This is a genomic window from Brevibacillus soli (genome assembly GCF_044759095.2).
Lineage (GTDB): Bacteria > Bacillota > Bacilli > Brevibacillales > Brevibacillaceae > JBIYSM02.
Genome location: NZ_JBIYSM020000022.1, coordinates 1 through 21,620 on the forward strand (window position 1 = coordinate 1; position 21,620 = coordinate 21,620).

18 protein-coding genes are annotated in these 21,620 nt (G+C 54.1%); 12 read left to right on the plus strand and 6 right to left on the minus strand.

Features of this window, described 5'->3' with window-relative positions:
- The first annotated feature begins 342 nt into the window (after positions 1-342).
- From ACE99V_RS10725 to ACE99V_RS10745, 5 genes are all read left to right on the plus strand, one after another.
- Positions 343-675: a metal-sensitive transcriptional regulator gene (locus tag ACE99V_RS10725; protein ID WP_400491142.1), complete on the plus strand. Its 333-nt coding sequence runs from the start codon at positions 343-345 to the stop codon at positions 673-675.
- A 158-nt stretch (positions 676-833) separates the two neighbouring features.
- Positions 834-1,844, plus strand: a complete 1,011-nt coding sequence (gene ccpA, locus ACE99V_RS10730) for a catabolite control protein A (protein ID WP_400491077.1) — start codon at positions 834-836, stop codon at positions 1,842-1,844.
- An 18-nt stretch (positions 1,845-1,862) separates the two neighbouring features.
- Entirely contained in the window at positions 1,863-2,780 is a 918-nt protein-coding gene (locus ACE99V_RS10735) for a 5'-methylthioadenosine/adenosylhomocysteine nucleosidase (protein WP_400491078.1), read from the plus strand.
- A gap of 222 nt (positions 2,781-3,002) precedes the next feature.
- Positions 3,003-3,218 carry a hypothetical protein gene (locus ACE99V_RS10740; protein ID WP_400491079.1) on the plus strand — a complete coding sequence of 72 codons (216 nt, stop codon included), beginning with the start codon at positions 3,003-3,005 and terminating at the stop codon, positions 3,216-3,218.
- A 15-nt stretch (positions 3,219-3,233) separates the two neighbouring features.
- Positions 3,234-3,539 carry a hypothetical protein gene (locus ACE99V_RS10745; RefSeq protein ID WP_400491080.1) on the plus strand — a complete coding sequence of 102 codons (306 nt, stop codon included), beginning with the start codon at positions 3,234-3,236 and terminating at the stop codon, positions 3,537-3,539.
- 72 nt (positions 3,540-3,611) lie between these two features.
- Here the strand turns inward: ACE99V_RS10745 and ACE99V_RS10750 are convergent, their stop codons facing one another.
- The 4 genes from ACE99V_RS10750 to ACE99V_RS10765 all read right to left on the minus strand — a co-directional run bounded on the left by ACE99V_RS10750 (position 3,612) and on the right by ACE99V_RS10765 (position 9,256).
- Positions 3,612-4,766 carry an acetoin utilization protein AcuC gene (locus ACE99V_RS10750; protein WP_400491081.1) on the minus strand — a complete coding sequence of 385 codons (1,155 nt, stop codon included), beginning with the start codon at positions 4,764-4,766 and terminating at the stop codon, positions 3,612-3,614.
- The gene (locus ACE99V_RS10755; RefSeq protein ID WP_400491082.1) at positions 4,763-5,407 is read right to left on the minus strand and encodes a CBS and ACT domain-containing protein; all 645 of its coding nucleotides are present in this window, start codon (positions 5,405-5,407) and stop codon (positions 4,763-4,765) included. The genes ACE99V_RS10750 and ACE99V_RS10755 overlap by 4 nt, the downstream gene beginning before the upstream one ends.
- Before the next feature lie 20 nt (positions 5,408-5,427).
- Positions 5,428-6,060 (minus strand): N-acetyltransferase, encoded by a 633-nt coding sequence (locus tag ACE99V_RS10760; RefSeq protein WP_400491083.1) that lies wholly within the window; start codon positions 6,058-6,060, stop codon positions 5,428-5,430.
- 73 nt (positions 6,061-6,133) lie between these two features.
- Positions 6,134-9,256, minus strand: a complete 3,123-nt coding sequence (locus ACE99V_RS10765; protein WP_400491084.1) for a transglycosylase domain-containing protein — start codon at positions 9,254-9,256, stop codon at positions 6,134-6,136.
- 537 nt (positions 9,257-9,793) lie between these two features.
- On the opposite strand from ACE99V_RS10765, the gene tyrS reads away from it, so the two are divergent.
- The 4 genes from tyrS to ACE99V_RS10785 all read left to right on the plus strand — a co-directional run bounded on the left by tyrS (position 9,794) and on the right by ACE99V_RS10785 (position 14,197).
- Complete coding sequence (gene tyrS, locus ACE99V_RS10770; protein ID WP_400491085.1) at positions 9,794-11,074, plus strand: tyrosine--tRNA ligase; 1,281 nt, start codon at positions 9,794-9,796, stop codon at positions 11,072-11,074.
- Positions 11,075-11,386: 312 nt separating this feature from the next.
- Entirely contained in the window at positions 11,387-12,808 is a 1,422-nt protein-coding gene (nhaC, locus tag ACE99V_RS10775) for a Na+/H+ antiporter NhaC (RefSeq protein ID WP_400491086.1), read from the plus strand.
- 27 nt (positions 12,809-12,835) lie between these two features.
- The gene (locus ACE99V_RS10780) at positions 12,836-13,711 is read left to right on the plus strand and encodes an MBL fold metallo-hydrolase (protein WP_400491087.1); all 876 of its coding nucleotides are present in this window, start codon (positions 12,836-12,838) and stop codon (positions 13,709-13,711) included.
- Between the two features lie 27 nt (positions 13,712-13,738).
- The gene (locus tag ACE99V_RS10785) at positions 13,739-14,197 is read left to right on the plus strand and encodes a DinB family protein (RefSeq protein WP_400491088.1); all 459 of its coding nucleotides are present in this window, start codon (positions 13,739-13,741) and stop codon (positions 14,195-14,197) included.
- 118 nt (positions 14,198-14,315) lie between these two features.
- Here the strand turns inward: ACE99V_RS10785 and rpsD are convergent, their stop codons facing one another.
- Together rpsD and ACE99V_RS10795 are read right to left on the minus strand one after the other, a co-directional pair.
- Positions 14,316-14,912 carry a 30S ribosomal protein S4 gene (gene rpsD, locus ACE99V_RS10790; protein WP_400491089.1) on the minus strand — a complete coding sequence of 199 codons (597 nt, stop codon included), beginning with the start codon at positions 14,910-14,912 and terminating at the stop codon, positions 14,316-14,318.
- A 238-nt stretch (positions 14,913-15,150) separates the two neighbouring features.
- Entirely contained in the window at positions 15,151-17,427 is a 2,277-nt protein-coding gene (locus ACE99V_RS10795) for a YcdB/YcdC domain-containing protein (protein ID WP_400491090.1), read from the minus strand.
- A gap of 209 nt (positions 17,428-17,636) precedes the next feature.
- Here ACE99V_RS10795 and ACE99V_RS10800 point away from each other — a divergent pair, with 209 nt between their 5' ends.
- The 3 genes from ACE99V_RS10800 (at position 17,637) to ACE99V_RS10810 (ending at position 21,555) form a co-directional block, all read left to right on the plus strand.
- Positions 17,637-18,218 (plus strand): histidine phosphatase family protein, encoded by a 582-nt coding sequence (locus ACE99V_RS10800; RefSeq protein WP_400491091.1) that lies wholly within the window; start codon positions 17,637-17,639, stop codon positions 18,216-18,218.
- Positions 18,219-18,257: 39 nt separating this feature from the next.
- Entirely contained in the window at positions 18,258-20,498 is a 2,241-nt protein-coding gene (locus ACE99V_RS10805) for a sensor domain-containing diguanylate cyclase (RefSeq protein WP_491624840.1), read from the plus strand.
- A 61-nt stretch (positions 20,499-20,559) separates the two neighbouring features.
- A complete protein-coding gene (locus tag ACE99V_RS10810) occupies positions 20,560-21,555 on the plus strand; it encodes an MBL fold metallo-hydrolase (RefSeq protein ID WP_400491093.1) in 996 nt (331 codons plus the stop codon).
- Positions 21,556-21,620 lie beyond the last annotated feature (65 nt).

Genomic DNA, 21,620 nt, shown 5'->3' on the forward strand with positions numbered 1-21,620 from the left:
GGATTGGTTCAGGGAGAAGGGTATCCCACAATGTGATTTGCTCGTTACGAAGTTTTAACATAATCGCTCACCTCAAATAGGATTTTCGAGGAGCACTGTTGAATTTCTTTATGAAGAAAGGAATTCAGTCCCTCTTTTTGGATGTATTGCCTCGTCAACAACTACTTCCATTTAGAGAGCTGAATTCCTTTTGTTTTTGACTTACCCCAGGAATTTTTCAGGGGAAACTAGCTAATGCCGGGTGGGTTTTCTTGTTATTTGACGAAAACGGCGGGAGCGATTAAGCTTGAAGCAGACAAACGCGCAGAAAGTAACTCCTGGTTGAAGGGAGATGGTTCCGGCATGAACGAACACGAACATCTACACGAGCATGAACAGGATGACTGTTGCATTCATCACAAATCCACACCTCACTCGGACAAGATCAAGTCCAATTTGGTCGCTCGACTCAACAGGATTGAGGGTCAGATCCGCGGCATTCGCGGGATGATTGAAAAGGACGTATATTGCGACGACATTTTGAACCAGATCGCAGCCGTTCACTCCGCACTGAACGCGGTTGGGAAAATGCTGCTCGAAGGTCACATGAAGAGCTGCGTGGTGGATCGCATTCAGCAGGGGGATCATGACGTGATCGACGAGCTGTTGAAGACGATGAACAAATTGATGAAGTAGGCAACAGGTCTCTCATTCCGGTGGAGTGAGAGTCTTTTTCTTTTTTTGCGGTACAATAAAGAAAACGATTGAAAGTGGACGGGGCTTGTCGTATCATAGTTGCATAAATTTATGAAAATGAGAATGAAAACCATATAATGGGAAAGTGGGGGTATGTGATGCCGGTTACGATCTACGATGTGGCAAGAGAAGCAGGTGTTTCCATGGCAACGGTTTCGCGTGTGGTAAACGGAAACCCGAACGTAAAGCCGTTGACACGAAAAAAGGTGCTGGCGGCGATTGAGCGTCTCGGATATCGGCCGAACGCGGTTGCCCGGGGCCTGGCAAGCAAGAAGACAACGACAGTCGGTGTCATCGTCCCCGACATCTCCAGCTTGTTCTTCTCGGAGTTGGCTCGCGGCATTGAGGACATCGCCACGATGTACAAGTACAACATCATTCTGTGCAACTCCGATCAACGCCTGGAAAAAGAGCTGCAGCTGATCAACACCCTGCTGGAAAAGCAGGTGGACGGCCTGCTTTTCATGGGAGCGGAAATCAAGGAGGACCACTTGCAGGCATTGTCCACTTCTTCCGTTCCGACCGTGCTTGCGGCGACAAGGGATGCGGACAACATCCTGCCATCGGTTACCATCGACCATTTCCAGTCCGGTTACGATGCGACCAAGGAGTTGATTGACCGCGGTCACAAGCGCATTGCCATGATTACCAATCCGCTTACCGATCCGCTCGGTGGACTGCTGCGCTTCGAAGGCTACAAAAAAGCGCTGGAAGACGGAGGCATTGCCTTTGACGAGTCGCTTGTCGCTCAGGGGAATGCCTTCTACGAATCGGGACTTAAGACCATGAGCGGATTCCTGCAGCTGCCCAAGCCGCCGACCGCAGTCTTTGCGGCCAGTGACGAAATGGCAATCGGGGCCATCCACGCGGTACAGGATGCAAGGCTGTCCGTGCCGAACGACATTGAGGTCATCGGGCACGACAATATTCGTCTGGTGGAAATGGTACGGCCGCGTCTCACCTCGGTGGTGCAGCCGATGTACGACATTGGAGCGGTAGCGATGCGCCTGTTAACCAAGTACATGAACAACGAGCACGTCGAAGAGCACGTCGTTCTGCTGCCGCATCGCATTGAGCACCGCGAAAGCACCCGGAGCCTGCAGGCGTAAACAAACAGGAGGAACATCATGCGTATTGGGATTATCGGCGCAATGGACGAAGAAATTGCGCTTTATCTGGAAGCGATGAAAGACACAAAAGCGACCGTGAAAGCCGGCATTACCTACTATGAGGGAGAGATGGAAGGCAAAGCGGTCGTCCTTTGCAAATCCGGCGTGGGCAAAGTGAACGCCGCCGTCACCACACAAATGCTGATCGACCAGTTTCAGGTGGACCGCGTCATTTTTACCGGGGTGGCGGGAGCGGTTCACCCCGAGTTGAACATCGGTGACATCGTCGTCTCTACCGATTGCATGCAGCACGACATCGACGTCACTCCGCTCGGTTTTCAGCCGGGTCAGATTCCTTTTACCGATCGATGGATCTGGGAAGCGGATGCCAGCCTACGGCAGCTTGCGATGGAAGCGGGCAAAGAGCTAGAAGCCGGCATTCGCGTAGTAACCGGACGGATCCTATCCGGGGACCAGTTTGTGGCCAGCCGGGAAAAAGTACAGTGGCTGCACGAACAATTCGACGCGCACTGCACGGAAATGGAGGGGGCGGCAGTCGGACAGGTTTGCGCCATGAACGGGGTGCCGTTTGTCATCGTTCGCTCCATGTCCGACAAGGCAGACGGGTCTGCACACGTCAACTTTGTGGAGTTTACCAAACTGGCCTCCCAGCGTTCGTACGCGATCGTCGCCAGCATGCTGCGGAACATGAGTCCTGCCGTGATTGTCTATTCCACCAAAAACTGCGTGGACTGCAATCTGGTGAAGGAGTGGCTGACCGCAAAGGGCATCGCTTTCGAGGTGCGAGACGTCATGACCAGCCGTGCGTACCAGGAAGAAGTGGAGCGTCTTGGATTCATGGGCGTGCCGGTGACTGTCGCAGGCGGCAAGGCTGTGAAGGGGTACCAGCCTGACGAGCTGGAAAAGCTTCTGTAAAGGTTTGGATTGGAAAAGCCGTTGAGACGATGACTCAGCGGCTTTTTTGCTGGATAGGAATTTATAAGAGTCAACATCCTATACAGCCGCTAGGAAAGTGTTCGGGGCCCCGCCCGGCGAAGCGTTAGCTCATGCCGGGTGGGTATTCTTTGTATGTTTCCTGGGGAATGACTCATACTACAGGTAGGAATCGAACAAGAGAGGTGATCCGGGTTGACCTTCATGACCATCTTTTATGGCATTAGCGCCATCATTGTGATTGCCAGTTTATTTTTCTCAGTTAAATACATCAAGAAGCAAGAGAAAAAAGAATTTGACACAAAGGTGAGCCAAACTACGGTAAAACACCAGGTCATCGGAAATCCCGCCGTTATCGTCTACATCATCGGCTTTGCCATTTGGTTGACGGTTGCGATTCTTACGTTGTTCTATCTATAAGGAGAATGGTAGCCAATGGAAAAACATCGTTATTACGTCTCGGTTCAAGCCGGAACGGTTCTTCCCAATCAAGGAGACGCTGCCTACGAGTTTGAAATCGATGCGACAGAAAAAGAAGTGGAAGAGCTCATGAAGCTGTTTGAGCAAAGGGAAGCATTTCTATTTGATACGTTCTTTCGAGCGCATATACCTGCAGTCCCTTACCACTACGATTTGGAGAATGACGTTCACGATCAGACTTTGCACGACATTTACAGGATGATTCATCAATTGGGTACGGAAGAAACCAAAAACCATATTCATTCGATGGGCTTGGTGTAAGGCAAGCCATCGGTATCGGCGTTCCGTGATGGGTTGTTCTCGGCACGTCTTTTTGTTTTCGGATGTTTTCATTCATCCCATCGGAGCATACATCATCGCCCGTTCCAGGGTAACACGATTCTTTTCCGTTATCTCCGCACGGCGGGGGATGGGCGGGAACGGGGTGACATCATCAAACAGATGAGTGGGCAGCGGATACTCGCTCTCCGCCTGCCAGCGGTTGCGCCACGCATCCGGAAGGGGGCCGTCTCCCAGAGGTTGATCGGTCATCTCGCTCCAGAGCAGGGTCCAGGCGCGGGGCACCACCCGCCAGATGTCATAGCCGCCTCCTCCGACGGCTACCCAGCGGCCGTCGCACAGCTCGTGAGCCAGTTGGTGGGCGAGACGGGGAATCTCCTGATAAATCCGCATCGAACAGGAGAGGTGGGTAAGCGGGTCATAGGCGTGGGCGTCGCATCCGTTCTGCGTGAGAATGACGTCCGGCTTGAAGCCCCGAGCCACCTTTGGGATCAAATGGTGGTACATTTCCAAAAACGACTGATCTTCCGTAAACGCTTCCAACGGCACGTTAACGGAATAACCGTAGCCGCTGCCCTCACCGCGCTCTGTGAGGTTGCCCGTACCGGGAAACAGGTATTTGCCCGTTTCGTGAAAGGAGACGGTCAGGACATGGGGATCGTCGTAAAAGGCCCACTGCACCCCGTCGCCGTGGTGGGCATCCGTATCAATATACAGGACACGGGCGTCCCAGTGTTTGCGCATGTAGGCAATGGCGACAGAACAGTCGTTATAGACGCAGAAGCCGGATGCCCGTCCGCGAAACGCGTGATGCAGGCCGCCTGCCGGATTGAAGGCGTGATCCGCCTGTCCGTTCATTACCGCGTCCACCGCCTGAAGTGTCCCGCCGACAATCAGCGACGTGGCTTCATGCATGAGGGGAAAGCAGGGCACGTCCTCCGTTCCCAAGCCAAAGCTGGCTGCCATCGGAAGCTCTTTCTCGCTATGACCCTGTTCCTTCACGAACTGGATGTAGCGGCGGTCGTGAACGAGCGCAATTTCATCGTCGCTGGCGAACCGGGGAGGGAGGATGCTCTGATCGGCCAGCAATCCGTATTCTCTCATCAGATCATGGGCCAAGAGCAGGCGTCGCTGGTTAAACGGATGCCCGTCGTGAAAATGGTAGGATGTGTATTCCGGCGAGTAGATCAGACGAGAGTTTTGACTCACGTGCGATTCCCTCCCTCCGCAGGTCCGATTACGGTAAATCCCCTTTCTACAAGCATGTGGGTAACATGCCGGGGATCGATGGTCTGCACGCGGAACACAAGGTTCTTTTTCGACGGTTTGGCACCAGGAAAGACGACGACGCTGGTCACGTTCACTTTCGCTTCGCGGAGGATTTGACTCACCTCCGCCAGCATGCCTACCTTGTCGTCCACTTCCACTTCGATATGGGAACTCGGTTTGTTCACACCGAACAGTTCAATCAGGCTGTTAAACAGGTCCGACTCGGTGATAATTCCGACGAGCCGCTTTCCTTCGACGATCGGCAGCGACCCTACCTTGTAGTCGTAAATTTGCTTTGCCGCATCTTCAATAAAATCCAGCGGGTGTGCAGTGATCACTTCTCGCGTCATGATTTCCGCCACACTTTTTTGCAAGACCTGATCATCGTCGTCGTGGGAGATCAGCGAGGAGGGGAGCGCATCGCGAAGGTCTCGGTCGGATACGATCCCCACCAGTGCTCCGTTGTCCACCACAGGCAGGTGGCGTATGCGGTTGCCTCGAAGCTTCAGCAGTGCTTCCCCAATGGTGGTGGAAGGCGTTACGGTTACGACGCGCTTGCGCATGATTTCTTCGATTCGCATTTTGTGTCCTCCCTCGGTTTCTAATAGAAAAAGCGATTTTGAAACCGCATGGCGTCAAAGGCAGCAACGCTTTCTGGCGGTACGCGCTTGCCGATGCGCGCCATCAGGCAGTTGGCGGGATGGGAGCATATCTCCGGATCGTCTGTAGCCATCCATACCATGCCGACACTGCCCATCACCTTTTCCATTACTTTGCGGTACTGCCAGACGTCCAGACCGGTTCCTTTCAAATCCCAGTGCCAGTAATACTCGGTAGTAATGACGATGTAATCTTCCATCGCATCGTCAGCGAAGGATACCTGAAGCATCGCTTTCCCCACGCCGCCGGCCCGCGCCACATGACTTACCTCGATGGCCCCCAGTTCCAGCAAATCAGGCAGCCTGGCTTGTGACCATCGCTCCATCGGGTCAGGATAGAGGAACGTGACGTAGCCGAGAACCAGATCTTCCTCACGCGCAACAATGATTCGGCCTTCCGGTAAAGCGGCAATCTCAACAAGTGCCTGATGCTGCTCAGCGGGCACTCGAAACGCCTTGAGACCGTCGTCAAACCGCATGTCGGCCAACTGGTCGGCGGTTATGGGCCCTTCGATGACCAGCTGTTTGCCGTTTACCGTCATTTCAAGTGAGTGATGCCGTTTTACGTGAATCATCCGCTGCCGTACACCTCCTTTGTCATGGGGCATTCCTATAAAAAGAGAGATGGCCGAAACCATCTCTTCCAGCTTATTGCGCTTTGTCACCGGATACGTTGCTTGAATGTGACGATTCGCCGTAACTGTTCAAAGCCGTAATGTAATACCAGCCGCCTGCCTCTTTGGTTTTGTGCACAAAGCTGTTGCCGGCAACCGTGTCAAGCAGCAGGAATCCGTTGACCGGATCACGACTGAAGTATACGTTGTAGGCAATGACCTGTTCATTCGCAGGGTTTCCTTTCCACTTCAGCTTCAAACCGCCCTGTACCTTATGGATCTCCAATCCTTGCGGAGCAGAGGGCACTGCGGTTGTCGGCTGAGTGGGGCCAGAGGAGTCGTTTCCTCCGTCCGGTGCAGGCGGTTCTTGTGTCGTGCCGTCCGGCTGATCCTGATTTTCGCTTGATTCCGGTGGATCAGGCAGCTGCCACGTTCCGGAAGAAGCACCGACGGATGCCGCGGCAGACGGTTGTGATTCCTGACCGGTAATGTCCACCGAGGTGACGTAGTACCCGTATTCACCGGACCTGGCGCTGGCGTCCGCATACGTCAGCACGCTCGGGTCTTTTACCGTGGCGATGTGAACGAACCCGTTGTTTGCGTCTGCCCGGTAGATGCGATAGCCTAGCAAATCTGCTTCTCCGCCTGACTTCCAGCTGATGGTAATCTGACTGCCGGTGCGGACGGCGGTGACTCCGCTCGGCGCAATCGGGGCTCCTTGTACTTCCGTGCGCGGATCTTCCTTGTCCGGCAGGCGCTGCTCCCAGTCTAGAGGGCGAGTAGCCGCTTTCTCGTTCTTCTCCAAAATTTGCTCTTTTGTCAACAGAAGAGGTTCCGGCGATCGGAAGAAGATACCTTCTGTGACGAAGTCGTCCGGAGTGCCTTCCTTGGCCAGATAACGTTCCTCGTTGTATACGACCACGCGGGCTTTTTGATGCGAGTCGTCCGTTTTCGTCGGAACGAACTGAAGGTTGAACAAATCCGTAATCAAGTGGCCCGTTTCCTTGGACAATTCGCTTGGCAAGAGGCCGGACTTGCTGTCGACAGTGGCGGTGACGATGCCGGCCGGCTTGCGGAACGAAGCGTTTGGCGGGGACAGGTCAGGATGGTTCTCGATGATCTGCTTGATCACTTTGCCCCAGACGGCCATTGGCACGTATTTATCCCGTTCCGGAAGCGGATAGGGTTCATCGTAGCCGATCCAGACACCGAGGGAAAGTTCCGGTGTATATCCCACGAACCATAGGTCGTTGCTGTTGTTGGTTGTACCGGTCTTGCCGGCCACATCGACATGGCGGGGCACGAATCGGCGCACGTGCGTACCGGTACCCGAATTGACCACTGTGCGCATCAAGTCCGTAATCAGATAAGCGGTTTGCTCACTGTACACCTGTACCGGCTGTCCCTGGTGCTGATAGATGACTTGACCTTCGCTGTTTTCAATCCGTTCAATCAAGTACGCGTCGACGAACGATCCATTGTTGGCAAAAGTGGCATAGGCATTGGTGATCTCTTCGACGGTCAGGCCGTAGGTTAGGCCGCCGATCACACCCGTTGCCGCGTAGTTGTCGCTTTCAACCAGCGTAGTGACGCCCATTTTTTTCACGTATTCCAGCGCCGTCGGAATTCCAACCTTCATGTAGGTCTTGATCGCCGGGATGTTCCACGACATTCGCAGCGCTTCGCGGGTGCTCATCACTCCCTGGAACTTGTTGTTCCAGTTGAGCGGGAGGTGGGATCCCTTTTCGCCGTCCGCCAGGAGCAGCGGCGCGTCGTCAATCGGAGTAGCCGGCTGTAAATAACCCAGCTCGAAGGCCGGCGCGTAGGCGGCGAGCGGTTTCATCGCAGAACCCGGTTGACGCGGGACGGTGGTATGGTTCGTCTGCTCGATGTTGAAGTCACGGCCGCCGATGATGCCCAGGATCGCACCTGTTTTGTTGTGAATCAGGGTGGCACCCACTTCTTCCAGAGCGTTTTCAATTTTTTCCGTCTTGCCGTTGGAACGGCGGATCGTATACGTCGCGTTTTTGCCGAAGTTTTTCGGGTCGGCCGCGATGTCCTGCATGAGCTTGTGGACGTCCTTGTTGATGGTCGTGTACACCTTGTACCCGTTCAGCAGGATTTCCCGCCGTTTTTCTTCGACCAGTTGACGGTACTCGTTGCGCCCGATGGTGGACTTGTCAGTTCCCTTTTGGGCCAGATCCTGATCGACCAGCGCCCGGGCGGCTCGTTCCTCAATCTCCATCATCAGGAAAGGCACTTCCGAGTAGGCCTGGCGGGAAGGTTTGGCCAGATTGGCTTTCAGGTCGGCGTTCAGCGCATCGTCATACTGCTTCTGAGTGATGTAGCCGTTCTCCAGCATCCGGTCGAGCACCATCTTTTGCCGTTCTTTTCCGCGGCGGTACCCCTCGCTGCTAAACGGCGAGTAAGCTCCCGGGTTCTGCACCATACCGGCGAGATAGGAGGCTTCGGGAAGGTTCAACTCTTTTACGTCCTTGTTGAAAATGCCCTTCGCGGCAGCCTGCACGCCGTAGATGTTGGAGCCGTTCGCGTTTTTGCCCAGGTAAATCTCATTCATGTAAGCTTCGAGAATCTGATCCTTGGAAAACATGCGCTCAATCCGCAGTGCGTTGAAGATCTCCTTTGCCTTGCGGGCGTGGCTTACTTCCGGGGACAGAATGGTGTTCTTGATCAACTGCTGGGTGAGCGTGCTTCCCCCGGTAACCACGGGCTGATTGGTGAAGTCTTGATAAGCCCCGCGGAGCGTCGACTGGAACGATACCCCGTTGTGCTGATAAAAGTTTCTATCTTCGGTTGCGATTATGGCATTGATCAAATAGGGCGAAACGTCTGCCTTTTTCACCAATCGGCGGTCTCCCTCTTCCGCGCGAAGCGACCCGATGAGTGAGCCGTCGTTGTAATAGGCGAAACCGGTGAGATAATTCGTGAAGATTTTTTTGTGAATCTCTTCATAGGTGCGCACAGGCTCGTCCTTCACCAAGGCGGCAACGTATCCGGTCACGGCGCCCCCCGCAAGAGCGGCTCCCATAAAACCGAGCAGCAGCAGCAGCTGGATGACGATCCAGACCGTGCGCCTTCTGCTGCGGCGGCGTTTTCGCTTGGACGAATCCGAGGATGGTGAATGGTTGTTCTGCATATATGTAACGACCCCCTAAGCTAACCCTAATTATACCATAGGAGGAACGGAGAGGATAGAAGAAGCGGCGTTGACAGGAGTTGCGCATTATGTGAAAATAGATGCAGGTTTTTTCAATACGCAAAAATGGGCATTGAACGGCGACAGTAGCGAGTGAGAAGCGGAAAAGTGATGTTTAAAAAGGAGGAAAAACAGAGCGGAGCAGTTCGAGGCGCGGAAGGTGCGAGAAGCGGAGCGTAGGTAAGTCTACGCGAGCATCGGAGCGCCGACGCAACGAAGAAATGCGACAGTCATGTTTCCCGGACTTTTTAAACTGCCTCCAGAGAGCTGGTGGACGGTGCGAACCAGCCCCTTGCACATCGTGAAGTACACGTCGGGAGCCTGTCGGCGCAGCCGAACGGACCAGGCCGTTATCCTGTTTGAGGCGGAAAAGGCGCTTCCATGTCTTTTCAACTAGGGTGGTACCGCGAGTCCAATCTCGTCCCTAACAGAGGGGCGGGATTTTTTTATTTTGCAGCGAAAAAAGGAGCTGAAGTCATGAGCACGGAACAAACAGCAGAAAAGTTCGAGTTAACCGAACAGCAAAAGCAGGAAGTGGAACGCCAGCTGGCGATCATTCGCCGCGGCGCGGTGGAAATCATTCCGGAAGAGGAACTGCGCCGCAAGCTTGAACGGTTTGTCGTGACCGGCCAACCGCTCAAGGTGAAGCTTGGCTTGGACCCGTCCGCACCAGACATTCACGTGGGACATACGGTGGTACTGCAAAAACTGCGTCAGTTCCAGGAACTGGGGCACACGATTCAACTGGTGATCGGTGACTTTACCGGACGCATCGGAGACCCCACCGGCAAATCGGAGACGCGGAAACAGCTGACCGAGGAGCAGGTGAAGCAAAATGCGCAGAGCTACGTGGAGCAGTTCGGCAAGGTGCTGGATGCAACCAAAATGGTCGTGAACTACAACTCTACCTGGCTGGTTCCGATGACGTTTGCCGATGTCGTGGGACTTGCTGCCAAGACAACCGTCGCCCGAATGCTGGAGCGCGACGATTTCGAGAAGCGTTATAACGGCGGACAGCCCATCTCCCTTCACGAATTTTTCTATCCGCTGATGCAGGGCTACGATTCCGTGGCGCTGGAAAGCGATGTGGAGCTGGGCGGAACCGATCAGAAATTTAATCTGCTGATGGGACGCAACCTGCAAAAGGAATACGGCCAGGAGCAGCAGGTGATTCTCACGATGCCGCTTCTGGAGGGTCTGGACGGCGTGCAGAAGATGTCCAAGAGCCTCGGCAACTACATTGGCGTCAATGAGCCGCCAAACGAGATCTACGGCAAAGCGATGTCCGTTCCGGACGAGCTGATGCTGCGCTACTACGAACTGGCCACCGACATTTCCCTGGAAGAGCTGGAGGCGCTTCGCACAGGGCTGGCGGACGGATCCGTTCATCCGCGCGACGCCAAGATGAATCTGGCAAAGACATTTGTCCGCATGTACCACGGCGAGCAGGCGGCGGAAGAGGCGGAAACCTACTTTAAGACAGTTTTCCAAAAGCGTGCTCTGCCGACCGACATCCCGGTAGCTGAGGTGGACAAGGCAGCCTATGAAAACGGCGAAGCCAACATCGTCAACCTCGTCTACGATCTGAAACTGGCTGAGTCCAAAGGGGAAGCCCGCCGCATGGTTCAGCAGGGAGCCGTAAAGGTAAACGAAGAGAAAATCGATGACATCAATCAATCGGTAGCCCTGCAGGATGACATGGTCGTTCAGGTGGGCAAGCGCAAGTTCGCCAAAGTGAAGCTGGTATCAAGAATATAGCGGTCCGTCCGCCATTTTTGGTACGGTGGAAAGTGTTCGGGGCCCCGCCCGGCGCAGCAAGGGACCCCACTCGGCACAGCGATAGCTAACGCCGAGTGGGTCGAGGATAGCTTCTGCCGGGTGGGTTTTCTTGCGCATTGTTGCCATTGACGAGAACTCCGCAGCGAAAACCTACGCCTTTGATACAATCAATCTCCGATCCCGATTCCCAGCAGGTGGTCGATTCCAAAGCGATGTTTTTGGAAAAATATCAAATATAATCATAATCATCGAAAAATAACAAAAAATAACAAAAAATAAAGGGGGATTCCAATGACATCCATCCGGCCCATTCCGCTTTTTAAGGCAATCATTCCCTTATGTATTCTTATCGCAGCCGCAGCCTTTTCCATCCTCAAATGGAAGGCGGGGATGTTTGTCCCGCTGACGGCAGGGATTATCGCGACCGCTCTGTTGGGGATTCATTTGGGCTACAAGTGGTCTGATCTTGAACGGTTTTTATGCGACGGTGTATCCAGAGCGCTGGTGGTGGTCTTCATGCTTCTGCTCGTCGGTACCATTATCGGTACCTGGATTTTGAGCGGTGTGATTCCAACGCTGATTTACTACGGATTGGCGTTCATTAGCCCGGATGTTTTTGTTCCCACTGTCGCTTTCACCACCGGCATTTTGTCTATCGCCACCGGTAGTTCATTTACATCAATCGCAACTGTTGGACTTGCTTTTATGGCGGTTGGTCAGGGGATGGGTTTTTCCCCCGCCTTGGTGGCCGGGGCCGTCATCTCGGGAGCGTTCCTGGGAGACAAACTTTCCCCGCTGTCCGACACCACAAACGTGGCGCCAGCGATGGTTGACACCGATCTCTTCAGCCATGTTCGACACATGATGTGGGATACCATTCCGGCGTTTGTGCTTTCGCTTCTTCTGTATTGGTTCCTGGGCATGCAGTATTCTGGGACGGCAGGCAATCTGGAACAAGTGGAAGGAATGATGAGTGCGCTAGAGAAAACGTTTACCATTCACCCTCTTTTGTTGCTGCTTCCCGCCCTCACCATCTTCATCATTGTGAAGCGATTGCCAGCGATTCCTTCTCTCCTGCTGGTGACGGTGCTCGGCGGTGTGATTGCCATGCTCGTACAGGGAAGCTCGTTCACTCAAGTAGTACAGTCCATGACCAACGGGTACAGCGGTGAATCAGGTGTGAAAGAACTTGATTCCATCCTGAACAAGGGCGGAATGAAGGCGATGTTTGAAACGATTGCGTTGGTCATCCTGGCAACGGCGCTTGGCGGTATCCTGGAAGGGACAGGCGTGTTTAAAGCGGTTTTGGAATCGTTTATCCAAAAAGTTCGCTCGACAGGCTCGCTAATCTTGTCCACGGTGATTTCCACTCTTGTAGTCGGGTTCGCCAGCGGGGCTCAGTTTCTTGCCATCATTCTGCCTGCACGTGCGTTTGCCAAAACGTACAAGGAGCGTGGTCTGGATACGAAAAACTTGTCCCGCTGCGTGGAGGCCGCCGGTACCGTGGGGATCAACCTGGTTCCCTGGAGCGTGCCTGCGTTCTTTGCCGCTAAGATTTTGGGGGTAAGTCCGACCGAATTTATCCCGTTTGTTTTCTTCGCCTTTCTGGTTCCTTTGATCAACGTGATCTACGGCTTTACCGGCTTCACAATAGCAAAAAAGAATTATCCGGAAACGATCCAATCTTCTCCCCAGACTACACAAGCGACGTAGGGGATGCCTATTAGGAGGGAGACAACGTTGGAAACTTCTCAAGTGATCGCAAAAGTAGTAGGAACTGCTCAAGATGCGGGAATTCCCCATGTCCATTGTCGCTGTCAGTACTGCTCATTGGCTCGGGAGCGGCGAGAGTATCAACGGTATGCCGCTTCGCTTGCCATCCTTTTACCCGAGCAGCAGCGTTGGCATCTGATCGATGCAACACCTGACTTTTGTGAGCAGCTGGAATGGGTGAAAACAGATTATCCTGGTATGGGGCTTATGAGCAGTGTTTTGTTAACTCACGCGCACATCGGTCATTACACCGGTTTGATGTACTTGGGGCGTGAAGCGATCTCGACACGCGAACTGCCGGTTTATGCAGGTCCGCAAATGGCGGGCACGCTAAGAAGCCATGTTCCATGGAAACAGTTGGTGGAACTGCAAAACATCACGATTCATCCAATCTCAGCAAGGCAGCCGTTTGTGTTGGATCAAAACGTAACCGTTACGCCCCTGGAAGTACCCCATCGCAACGAATATTCGGAAACGTTTTGCTTTATCCTTGAGGGACCCCATAAAAAACTGCTTTATATCCCGGACATTGACCGCTGGGAACAATGGGAAATAGACCTGGCAGAGATTGCGTCCACTGTCGACTACTGTTTATTGGATGGCACATTTTATTCGGAAGCGGAACTGGAAGCGAGGGGCAGGAGTTACAGTGAGGTTCCGCACCCGCTGCTCACCCAGACGATGAACCTGCTCCAGGAGGTTGTAAATCGGGGGGAAACCTCCGTCTATTTCACTCATTTCAACCATACGAATCCGGTGATTGATCGTCACAATCCATTCAGAAAGGCAGTCCTGGACAGCGGTTTTCTCCTGGCAGATGAAGGGATCGAGTTTGTTTTGTAACACTTGACAATGGAGGTGAAGGGACGGATGCAAAAAGTAATAGACGAATACGCCCAAGGTTACGAACGGCTCCTTGCGGCCATCAGCGGCTTGAACGAAGAGCAGATGCGCTTTCAGCCGGCACCCGGCAAATGGAGCATTCACGAAATCATCGTGCACATGGCCGACGCCGAGGTTGTCGGGATTCACCGGTTAAAGAAGGTTCTGGCCGAGCACGAGCCGATGCTGACCGCCTATGATCAGGACGCGTGGGCCGTCCGCCTGGGCTACGATGAGCTGGACGCGGAGCAGTATCTGCAGCTGTTCAAGCTACTTCGGGAGAGCTTTCTACCGGTATTGGGCAAGGTGACGGAAGACGATTGGAAGCGGGTTGGCATTCACTCCGAAGCCGGTCCGCTTACGTTTGGTCAACTGCTGCAAAAGTACGTTGACCACGTCCGGGATCACCTGCAGCAAATTGAGCGGGTGAAAGCGGCGATGAGGTGATGGGGGACAGATGAGCAGGCTGTATGTGGTCCGGCACAGTTGGGGAAGTAGGGAGTGGATTTTTTCACAGCAAAAAAAGAAGTCGGGTTTTATCCCGACTTCTTTTTCTATCAACAGATTAACGGCTGTAGAACTCAACAATCAGTTTCTCGTTGATTTCTGCAGGCATCTCTTCACGGTCTGGCAGGCGGTTGAACGTACCTTCCATCGCGGCGTCGTTGACAGTGAGGTAGTTCGGCAGGAAGTTGCGAGCTTCCAGGGATTCCTTGATGATGGCCAAGCCGCGGGATTTCTCGCGAACGCTGATCACGTCACCCGGTTGTACGCGGTAGGAAGGAATGTTAACCTTCTTGCCGTTTACGAGGAAGTGACCGTGGTTTACCAGTTGGCGAGCAGCCGGACGAGTCGGTGCAAAGCCCATGCGGTACACGACGTTGTCCAGACGGGATTCCAGCAGTTTCATGAAGTTTTCGCCCAAAACGCCGGCCAGTTTGGAAGCTTGCTCGAATGTGCGGCGGAATTGCTTCTCGCTCACGCCGAACATGTGGCGCAGTTTTTGTTTTTCTTGCAATTGAACGCCATATTCGCTCAGCTTGCGGCGGTTGTGGCCGTGTTGTCCCGGCGGGAAGTTGCGTTTAATGTCCTTGCCAGTGCCATCGAGGGAGATACCCAGACGACGAGCCAGTTTGTGACGTGGTCCTGTGTAACGTGCCATGAATTCAGTCTCCTTTAATGTAGATTCGCAGGTGTTTACTTCCGAAAGGCTAGTTCCGTCTTTACCTACACGAACTTCGGACGGTAGCGTTTCCGCATCGTGCTCCTCCACAGGGATTCAGCCGCTGCCTGCAAGGGACGTAACTAAGAGGGTTAACCTTCCGTTTTTACCTACAATCAATGCTACCCTGTACACATACATTCAATATTATAAGGCTGGGTACGAGAAAGTCAACTGTTTAGTAGTAGATTCTTCTCTCTTCCAGATCGCTCCGTTTTTCAAGGAAGCGGGCAAAGGCGACGGCAGCGTCCGCGCGGGAGACGGTAGTTTGTGGCTGGAAGCGTTGATTCTCCGTCGGCATGATGTTGAGCGAAGAGACGATCACGATGGCGCCGCGAGCCTTGCTGCTGCCAATGTCAGTCAAATCGCTTTGGAACATGTCGGAGTGCTGGGCAAGCTTGCGATACCCCAGTCCGCGTACGAGCATATCGGCCAACTCTTCCCGCGTGATCGCTTCCTCCGGTTTCAATGTTGTCGCTGCTTTGTCCAGGATCCCCCGGTCTACGGCTGCTTCAACGGCGGGGAAGTAGCGGGAACCGTTTGTCACATCATGGAACGTAGCCTTGCGCCCTTCAGGCCAATCCGGGAAGTAACGCCCATTGTTCAGGGCGATCATCAGCATTTCAATCATCTCGCCGCGGGTGATCGGGCGTTGGGGCATCAGCTTGCCGTCAATCGGCGAGATGGCATCGTATTCGTACATCAGCATCAGTTCTTTTTCCGCAGGATGGCCTGCGATGTCGGCCGGAGTGGAGCGATGCAGCGTTACCGGGTTGCCGCTGGCCTGATTGCGCCACTCGCCGCTGATCGCATCCAACACGTACGGCTGCTCGGACGGAGTCACGGACGCACGGTATACCAGCTTCGCCTCGCGCCAAGCGACGATGCCCGCGTCACCCTGTTTCGCTTTAGCTGCTTCTTCCGGTTTCAATGGTGTCAAAGCGTAGATCAGTTCCACCTCGGCTTCTTTCAGCCAGGAAGAGACGGCTTCTTTCGGGGACAAATGCTTCGGCAGCTGGGACGGGTACGTTTCCTTGCCCAAATCGACGTTGTAGGAGAGGAGTTCGCCGCTGTCCGCGTCAAAGCTGATGTGGGCTGACCCGGTCGCCGTGGCAATGCCGTTTAGAAACCGCTTGAACGAAAAGCCGTAGCGCGGGTAATCGGGATCGTACGGCTGGTTTGGCTGCGGATCCGTCAGGTAGAGCTGATCTGCCAAACCTGGCGTCCATTTGCGGATTGTTTCCATCGCTTTTCCCTTTAATTCGTCAGGGGAGGTTTTCTTGCTGCCGCTGCTCTTCGTCTGATCATACGATTTTTCCATGTTGAAGCTGTAGATGTCGCCGTTCTGCGCATCGAGGGCGATGAACAGGAAGCCGGGCCGCTGCTTCGGATCTTTCCGTTCAAACTCCAGATTCCAGATGGAGCGGCTGCCGCGGTAATCATTTTCGTTGTAGTGAGCCCCGCGCAGGCGGTAATCCGAAAGACCAAACAGCTTCTGCGCCAATTTTACCGCATCGTCCTGGCCGAGCGCCCGGCCGGAGTGGATGGGAGGCAGTTTCTTGCTGCTCACACGTTGAGGTTCCTGCGTCTCGTCGCGCGGCATGAGCGTGAGCGTCAGCAGCTTGCCCGTTTCCGAATCCAAGTAGAAATCAAACGGGTTGGCGTAAGCGAGGAACGGCGTCAGATCATTCTGCCCCTTCCGTTCCCATGGCAGAAAATAAGACAATCCGGCCGTCGTTTTCGATTGGAAAAGGGCAGCCGCCTCGTCTTTGGAGATGACGTTTTTCGGCTGTTCGAACGAAATTCGGTCGTCCCAGTTAAGCGAATAGCTGGTTACCTGCCCGGAGCCGTTTACCACGATATCGGCGCTGTTCTCCGGGAACAAGACCCCGTCGACCACTCGGACAAAGTGGAAGTGGTAGAACACAACCGGGCCGAGAGGGGTTTTTTGCACGGGCATGTCCCGTGCATGCAGACGGGTTTCCGCCGCTTTCGCCGGAACGTACTGGGCGAGGAACTGTTCCGCCTTTTTTTGCGCGTCGCCGTAAGAAAAACGGGCGGCATACGGCGGCGTAGCCGGCTGCTGTTCATAAAAGGAATACGACGTGATTTCCCCTGTGTCGGCGTTGACGCCAACGCTGTAGGAAAGGTCTACCGTTTCGTTCGCCTTGCCTTTTACCACCCAGTTATAGGACCACTCGGGAAACGGCCGCCAAGGGTCAGCGGAGCGGAAGGAAGTGTTGGTCAGCTCCAATCCGGATGGAACCAGCCGGTTTGCGATCGCCAGCGCTTGTTCCTTGGACAGCTTCGCCTGGGCAGTCTGAACAGGAAGCGGCTTGACAGAGATGCCCGTGGGAAGAGGCAAGGTTTGCGATGCTGCAGCGGCGTAGGCGGGAGGCAGAAGCAGCGCTGCGGATAAGACGAGGATACCGGAACGTTTGATCATGGGATGCATATAAAAATCCCTCCATTGGGAAGATTTGAAAGACGTTCACTTGCAAAGACGCAGGGAGAGGGAGGGACGTTTCAGGAAGTCCGAAGAAAAAAGCAAGATCCTGGAAAGCGGGAATTTTGTCCGGCCGCCTGCAAACCATATGGCAATACACTCGGCCATCCCTTATAATAGTTAGTACTTGAAAAAATCGGTTGGGAGGACAAAAAGATTTGAACACAATCCTCTACCTGATTCGTCACGGAGAAACGGACTGGAATCAGTCCAAACGGATTCAAGGACACAGTGACATCCATTTGAATCACCGGGGTGTGCAGCAGGCAGCCCAATTAGCGAAGCGTTTCGAAGGAAAGCGAATTCACGCCGTCTATTCCAGCGATTTGAGCCGCGCTCGGGAAACGGCCCGCGGCATTGCCGAGCTCATGGCGTGCCCTGTCTCTTCCCTGCCCGGATTGCGGGAGCGCTGCTACGGAGAGTGGGAGGGCCTGACCTATGAGGAGATTCAGGAGCGTTTCCGGAACAGGGATGAAGCATCCTGCGGAATCGAAAGCTTTGAAGAGATGCAGCAGCGCGCAGTTTCGGCGCTCACTGAACTGGCTTTGAGGCATCCCGGACAAACCGTTGCCGTCGTTTCCCACGGAGGCTTTATTAATTCCTTTTTGCATTACGTGACGAATGGAGAACAAGGGACCGGCAAAACCCGGATTGACAATACGGGTGTCAGCACGTTCCGCTTCGTGCAGGATCGTTGGGAAGTGCTGCAGGTCAATAATACTGACCATTTGGAAAAATGAGAAAAGGAGAGAGAGGGAGTATTTTTCGTGTCAAGCAAAATGCTGGGTAAATTAGAAACCGTTTTTTCCTATACAGCCCACTTTTTATTGCAGTCCTGGCCGGAAAATCGCCCCGGTCTCTTTTTCTTGACGGATTCGGCAGGCTGTTTGGTCAACTCGAACTGCATGCAAATCGGCCAAACCTGGACGCCTGACGGTTTTGTCTTCCAACCGGGAGAATCCATCGTGAACGATCACTCTTCTCCTGTTTCTCTTGCCTTGGCGACGGGAGAAATCGTGGTGAAAGAGTGGACAGGCGCTGCGGTATGGGGAGCGTTCCCGCTAAAGGAGCGGGACGGGCGGATTCGGGCCGTCATCGGGCTTGTTGCGCCCAAGGCGGAGATCGACTTTGATCTCGCGTCCTACATGAAGGGGCTGGAACCGCTGATCCGGATGGGTTACGATGCCTACATGCAGCACGCGATCGGCGAAATCGTGATGAATGTCAATCGTTATGATCGTTCACGGGACTTGATTCAAAGTCTGATCACGCAAATTTCTGAAATAATTGATAAAGGGTTCTGCTCAGCTGTCACGCTGTCGGATAAAGGAACACTGATTCCCCAGGAGAGCTTCACCACGGAAAGATGCGACCCGAGTGAAGCTCACATTGCGCAGCTGGTTGCCCGCTTGGTCGACGAGGAAGTCAAACCGTCGGTACTGGACGGCAACCGAACCGTCATTTTCCCCATCTCTTGTGAAAACAAGCATTTGTACGCGCTTTTTCTCCATCTTCCTCCTGATGAAACGGATTGTGTATACGATGAGCGGGATGTCGCCTTTTTACAGGAGATCGGCGAGAAGGCAAGCTATGCGTTGATGCGCTCCATGATTTCGGACGAACTGCGCCGCGATGCGAGCAAAAAGGATCTGTTGTACCAGTTGACCGCCAAGATCCAAGCGTCCATCGACGTCAACGATGTTCTCGAGGAGATTGTGAAGAGTATCGGGCATCTGTACCCGTATTTTGAGGTAGACCTCTACCTTACCGTTGAGACCAATACGACGATTCCGATCAAGCCGCTCTCGTTTCAGGACGACGAATCGGACCCGAGCACGCGGGCCTATCTCGAAGGGCGTCTGATTGTTGACTACCAGGAAAAGGACGGAGCGCGGGTAGCCGTTGTGGCAGCGCCGCTCTTGGGCAAGCAAGGGATATACGGAGTGCTGCAGTTGACGTCAAACCAACTGGTAACGGTCTCAAAGAACGAGACGGACTATATCTCCATCCTGGCGGAAACGGCCGGCACGGCCTTCGAGAATGCCCAGCTCTACCAGCAGTCTCGCAATCTGATACGTGAGCTGCGGCTGATCAACGAGATGGCGCAACAGCTTAACAGCAGCTTAAACCTCAATGAGATTCTGCAGTTCGTTACGAAAATGCTGCTGGAGACCTTTGCAGCTGAATATTGTGCGATCCTGCGCAAGCTTCCCGACAGTGACAAGCTGGTCGTCATTTCTGCTTCAGATCCCGATACCGTAGGCAAGACGGTCTCGTCGAAGGAAGCGCCGCTGGCTGACATCTTCAAAAACAAACAGGCGCTGATTCTGGCTCATCCCAGTACGGAAACCATGCCGTTTTCACTGGCTCCGTTTGCCTCGCTGATGGGGGTTCCGCTGTTGACGGAGGCGGAAGTGACAGGAGTGCTGCTGGTGTCGGATTCCCGGCTTCACTTCTTCAGCTTTGACGACTACAAGCTGCTGGAGATTTTCGGCCAGCATACCAGTTTGGCAATCACCAACGCCATGCTGCACAATGAAGTGGAGCGGATGGTGATTACGGACAATTTGACCGGGCTGTATACCCGGCGCTATCTGAATGAGTTCGTACGCACCTCTCTGGAGAATGACAGCTACGGTTCGCTGATCCTGATCGACATCGACTACTTCAAGTCCGTCAACGACACCTACGGGCATCAGGTGGGGGATGAGGTGCTCATTCAGGTAGCCGAGTTGATACGACGCTGCATTCGCGAGTCGGACATCGCCGCCCGTTGGGGAGGAGAAGAGCTGGCCGTCTACCTGCCGCGCGTGGACAGCATGACGGCACACGCCATTGCCGAGCGAATTCGCGCGTACGTGGAAGCAGAAACAGCACCCCGGGTCACCATTTCCTGCGGTCTGGCAAAATGGACGAGGGAGTTCTGCCACGACATGAGTGTGGAAGCCCTTTTCCATCAGGCTGACGTCGCGCTGTACGAGGCAAAAAACAAAGGCAGAAATCAAGTGATTCTAGCGTAAGGAGCCGGTACAGGCTCTTTTCTTTTCTTGAGAAGCCAACGATCAGACAGGAGGAGCAATCATGGAGAACCAGGGAAAATACGATACAGCGAAGCAGGTGGCAGAGGGCGTCTATCAGATACAGATTCCTACTCCGTTTTCAGTCGGACCCGTCAACGTCTACCTCGTGGAAGGAGAACAACTGACGCTGATTGATGCGGGACCGCTGACGGAGGAGGCGTGGACCGCATTGACGGATGGATTGGAATCGATCGGCTATCGGGTGGAGGATATCAGGCAGCTGGTGCTGACTCATCACCACGTGGACCACTGCGGACTTCTCGAACGGGTGAGAAAGGCGTCGGGAGCCAAAATCTTCTCCCATCCGCTGGCCGTTCCGTACGTGGAGCTCCACGAGTCGTTCCTCGGCTTTCACGACCGTTTTTTCCTCGATCTGTACAGAGAGAGCGGAGTGCCGGAAGAAAAATTGTCGATTATCCGGAAGTTTCACAAATTGATGATGACGTTTTCGGAGCGGAGCCGAATAGACGGGTTGTTAAAGCATGAAAAGCCGGTTCCCCATCTGCCGGAGTGGCAGGTGTTGTATACGCCGGGCCATTCGCAAAGCCATCTCTCGCTGTATCGGGCGAAAGATCGGGTGATGATCGCCGGCGACCATATCATCAAGCACATTTCCTCAAACGCTTTCATCGAACCGCCGCGGGACCAGTCCCGTTCCCGGCCGCTTACGCTGGTACAATATCGGACAGCCCTGCAGATGTGTGCGGACATGGAAATCGATCTCGTTCTCTCCGGGCACGGAGACCCGGTCCACAACCACCGCGAGCTGATTCTGCAGCGTCTGCAGAAGAACTGGGAGCGGACGGATACGCTGCGCCGCCTGCTGGCGGACGGTGAAAAGTCTGCCTTCGAATTGACGGCGCTGCTGTTTCCGACGCTGTATGAGAAGGAACTCCCGCTCACCCTTTCTGAGACGCTGGGACATATTGACCTGCTGCTGATCCTGCACCAGCTGGAGATAAAGGAAAGGGACGGAGTGCTGTACTATTCGCTGTAATCTCTCCCGCTGAAAGCAGAATAAGCCTTTTCTTCCTCGGAAACCCTAAAGGCGACGAGGAGGAA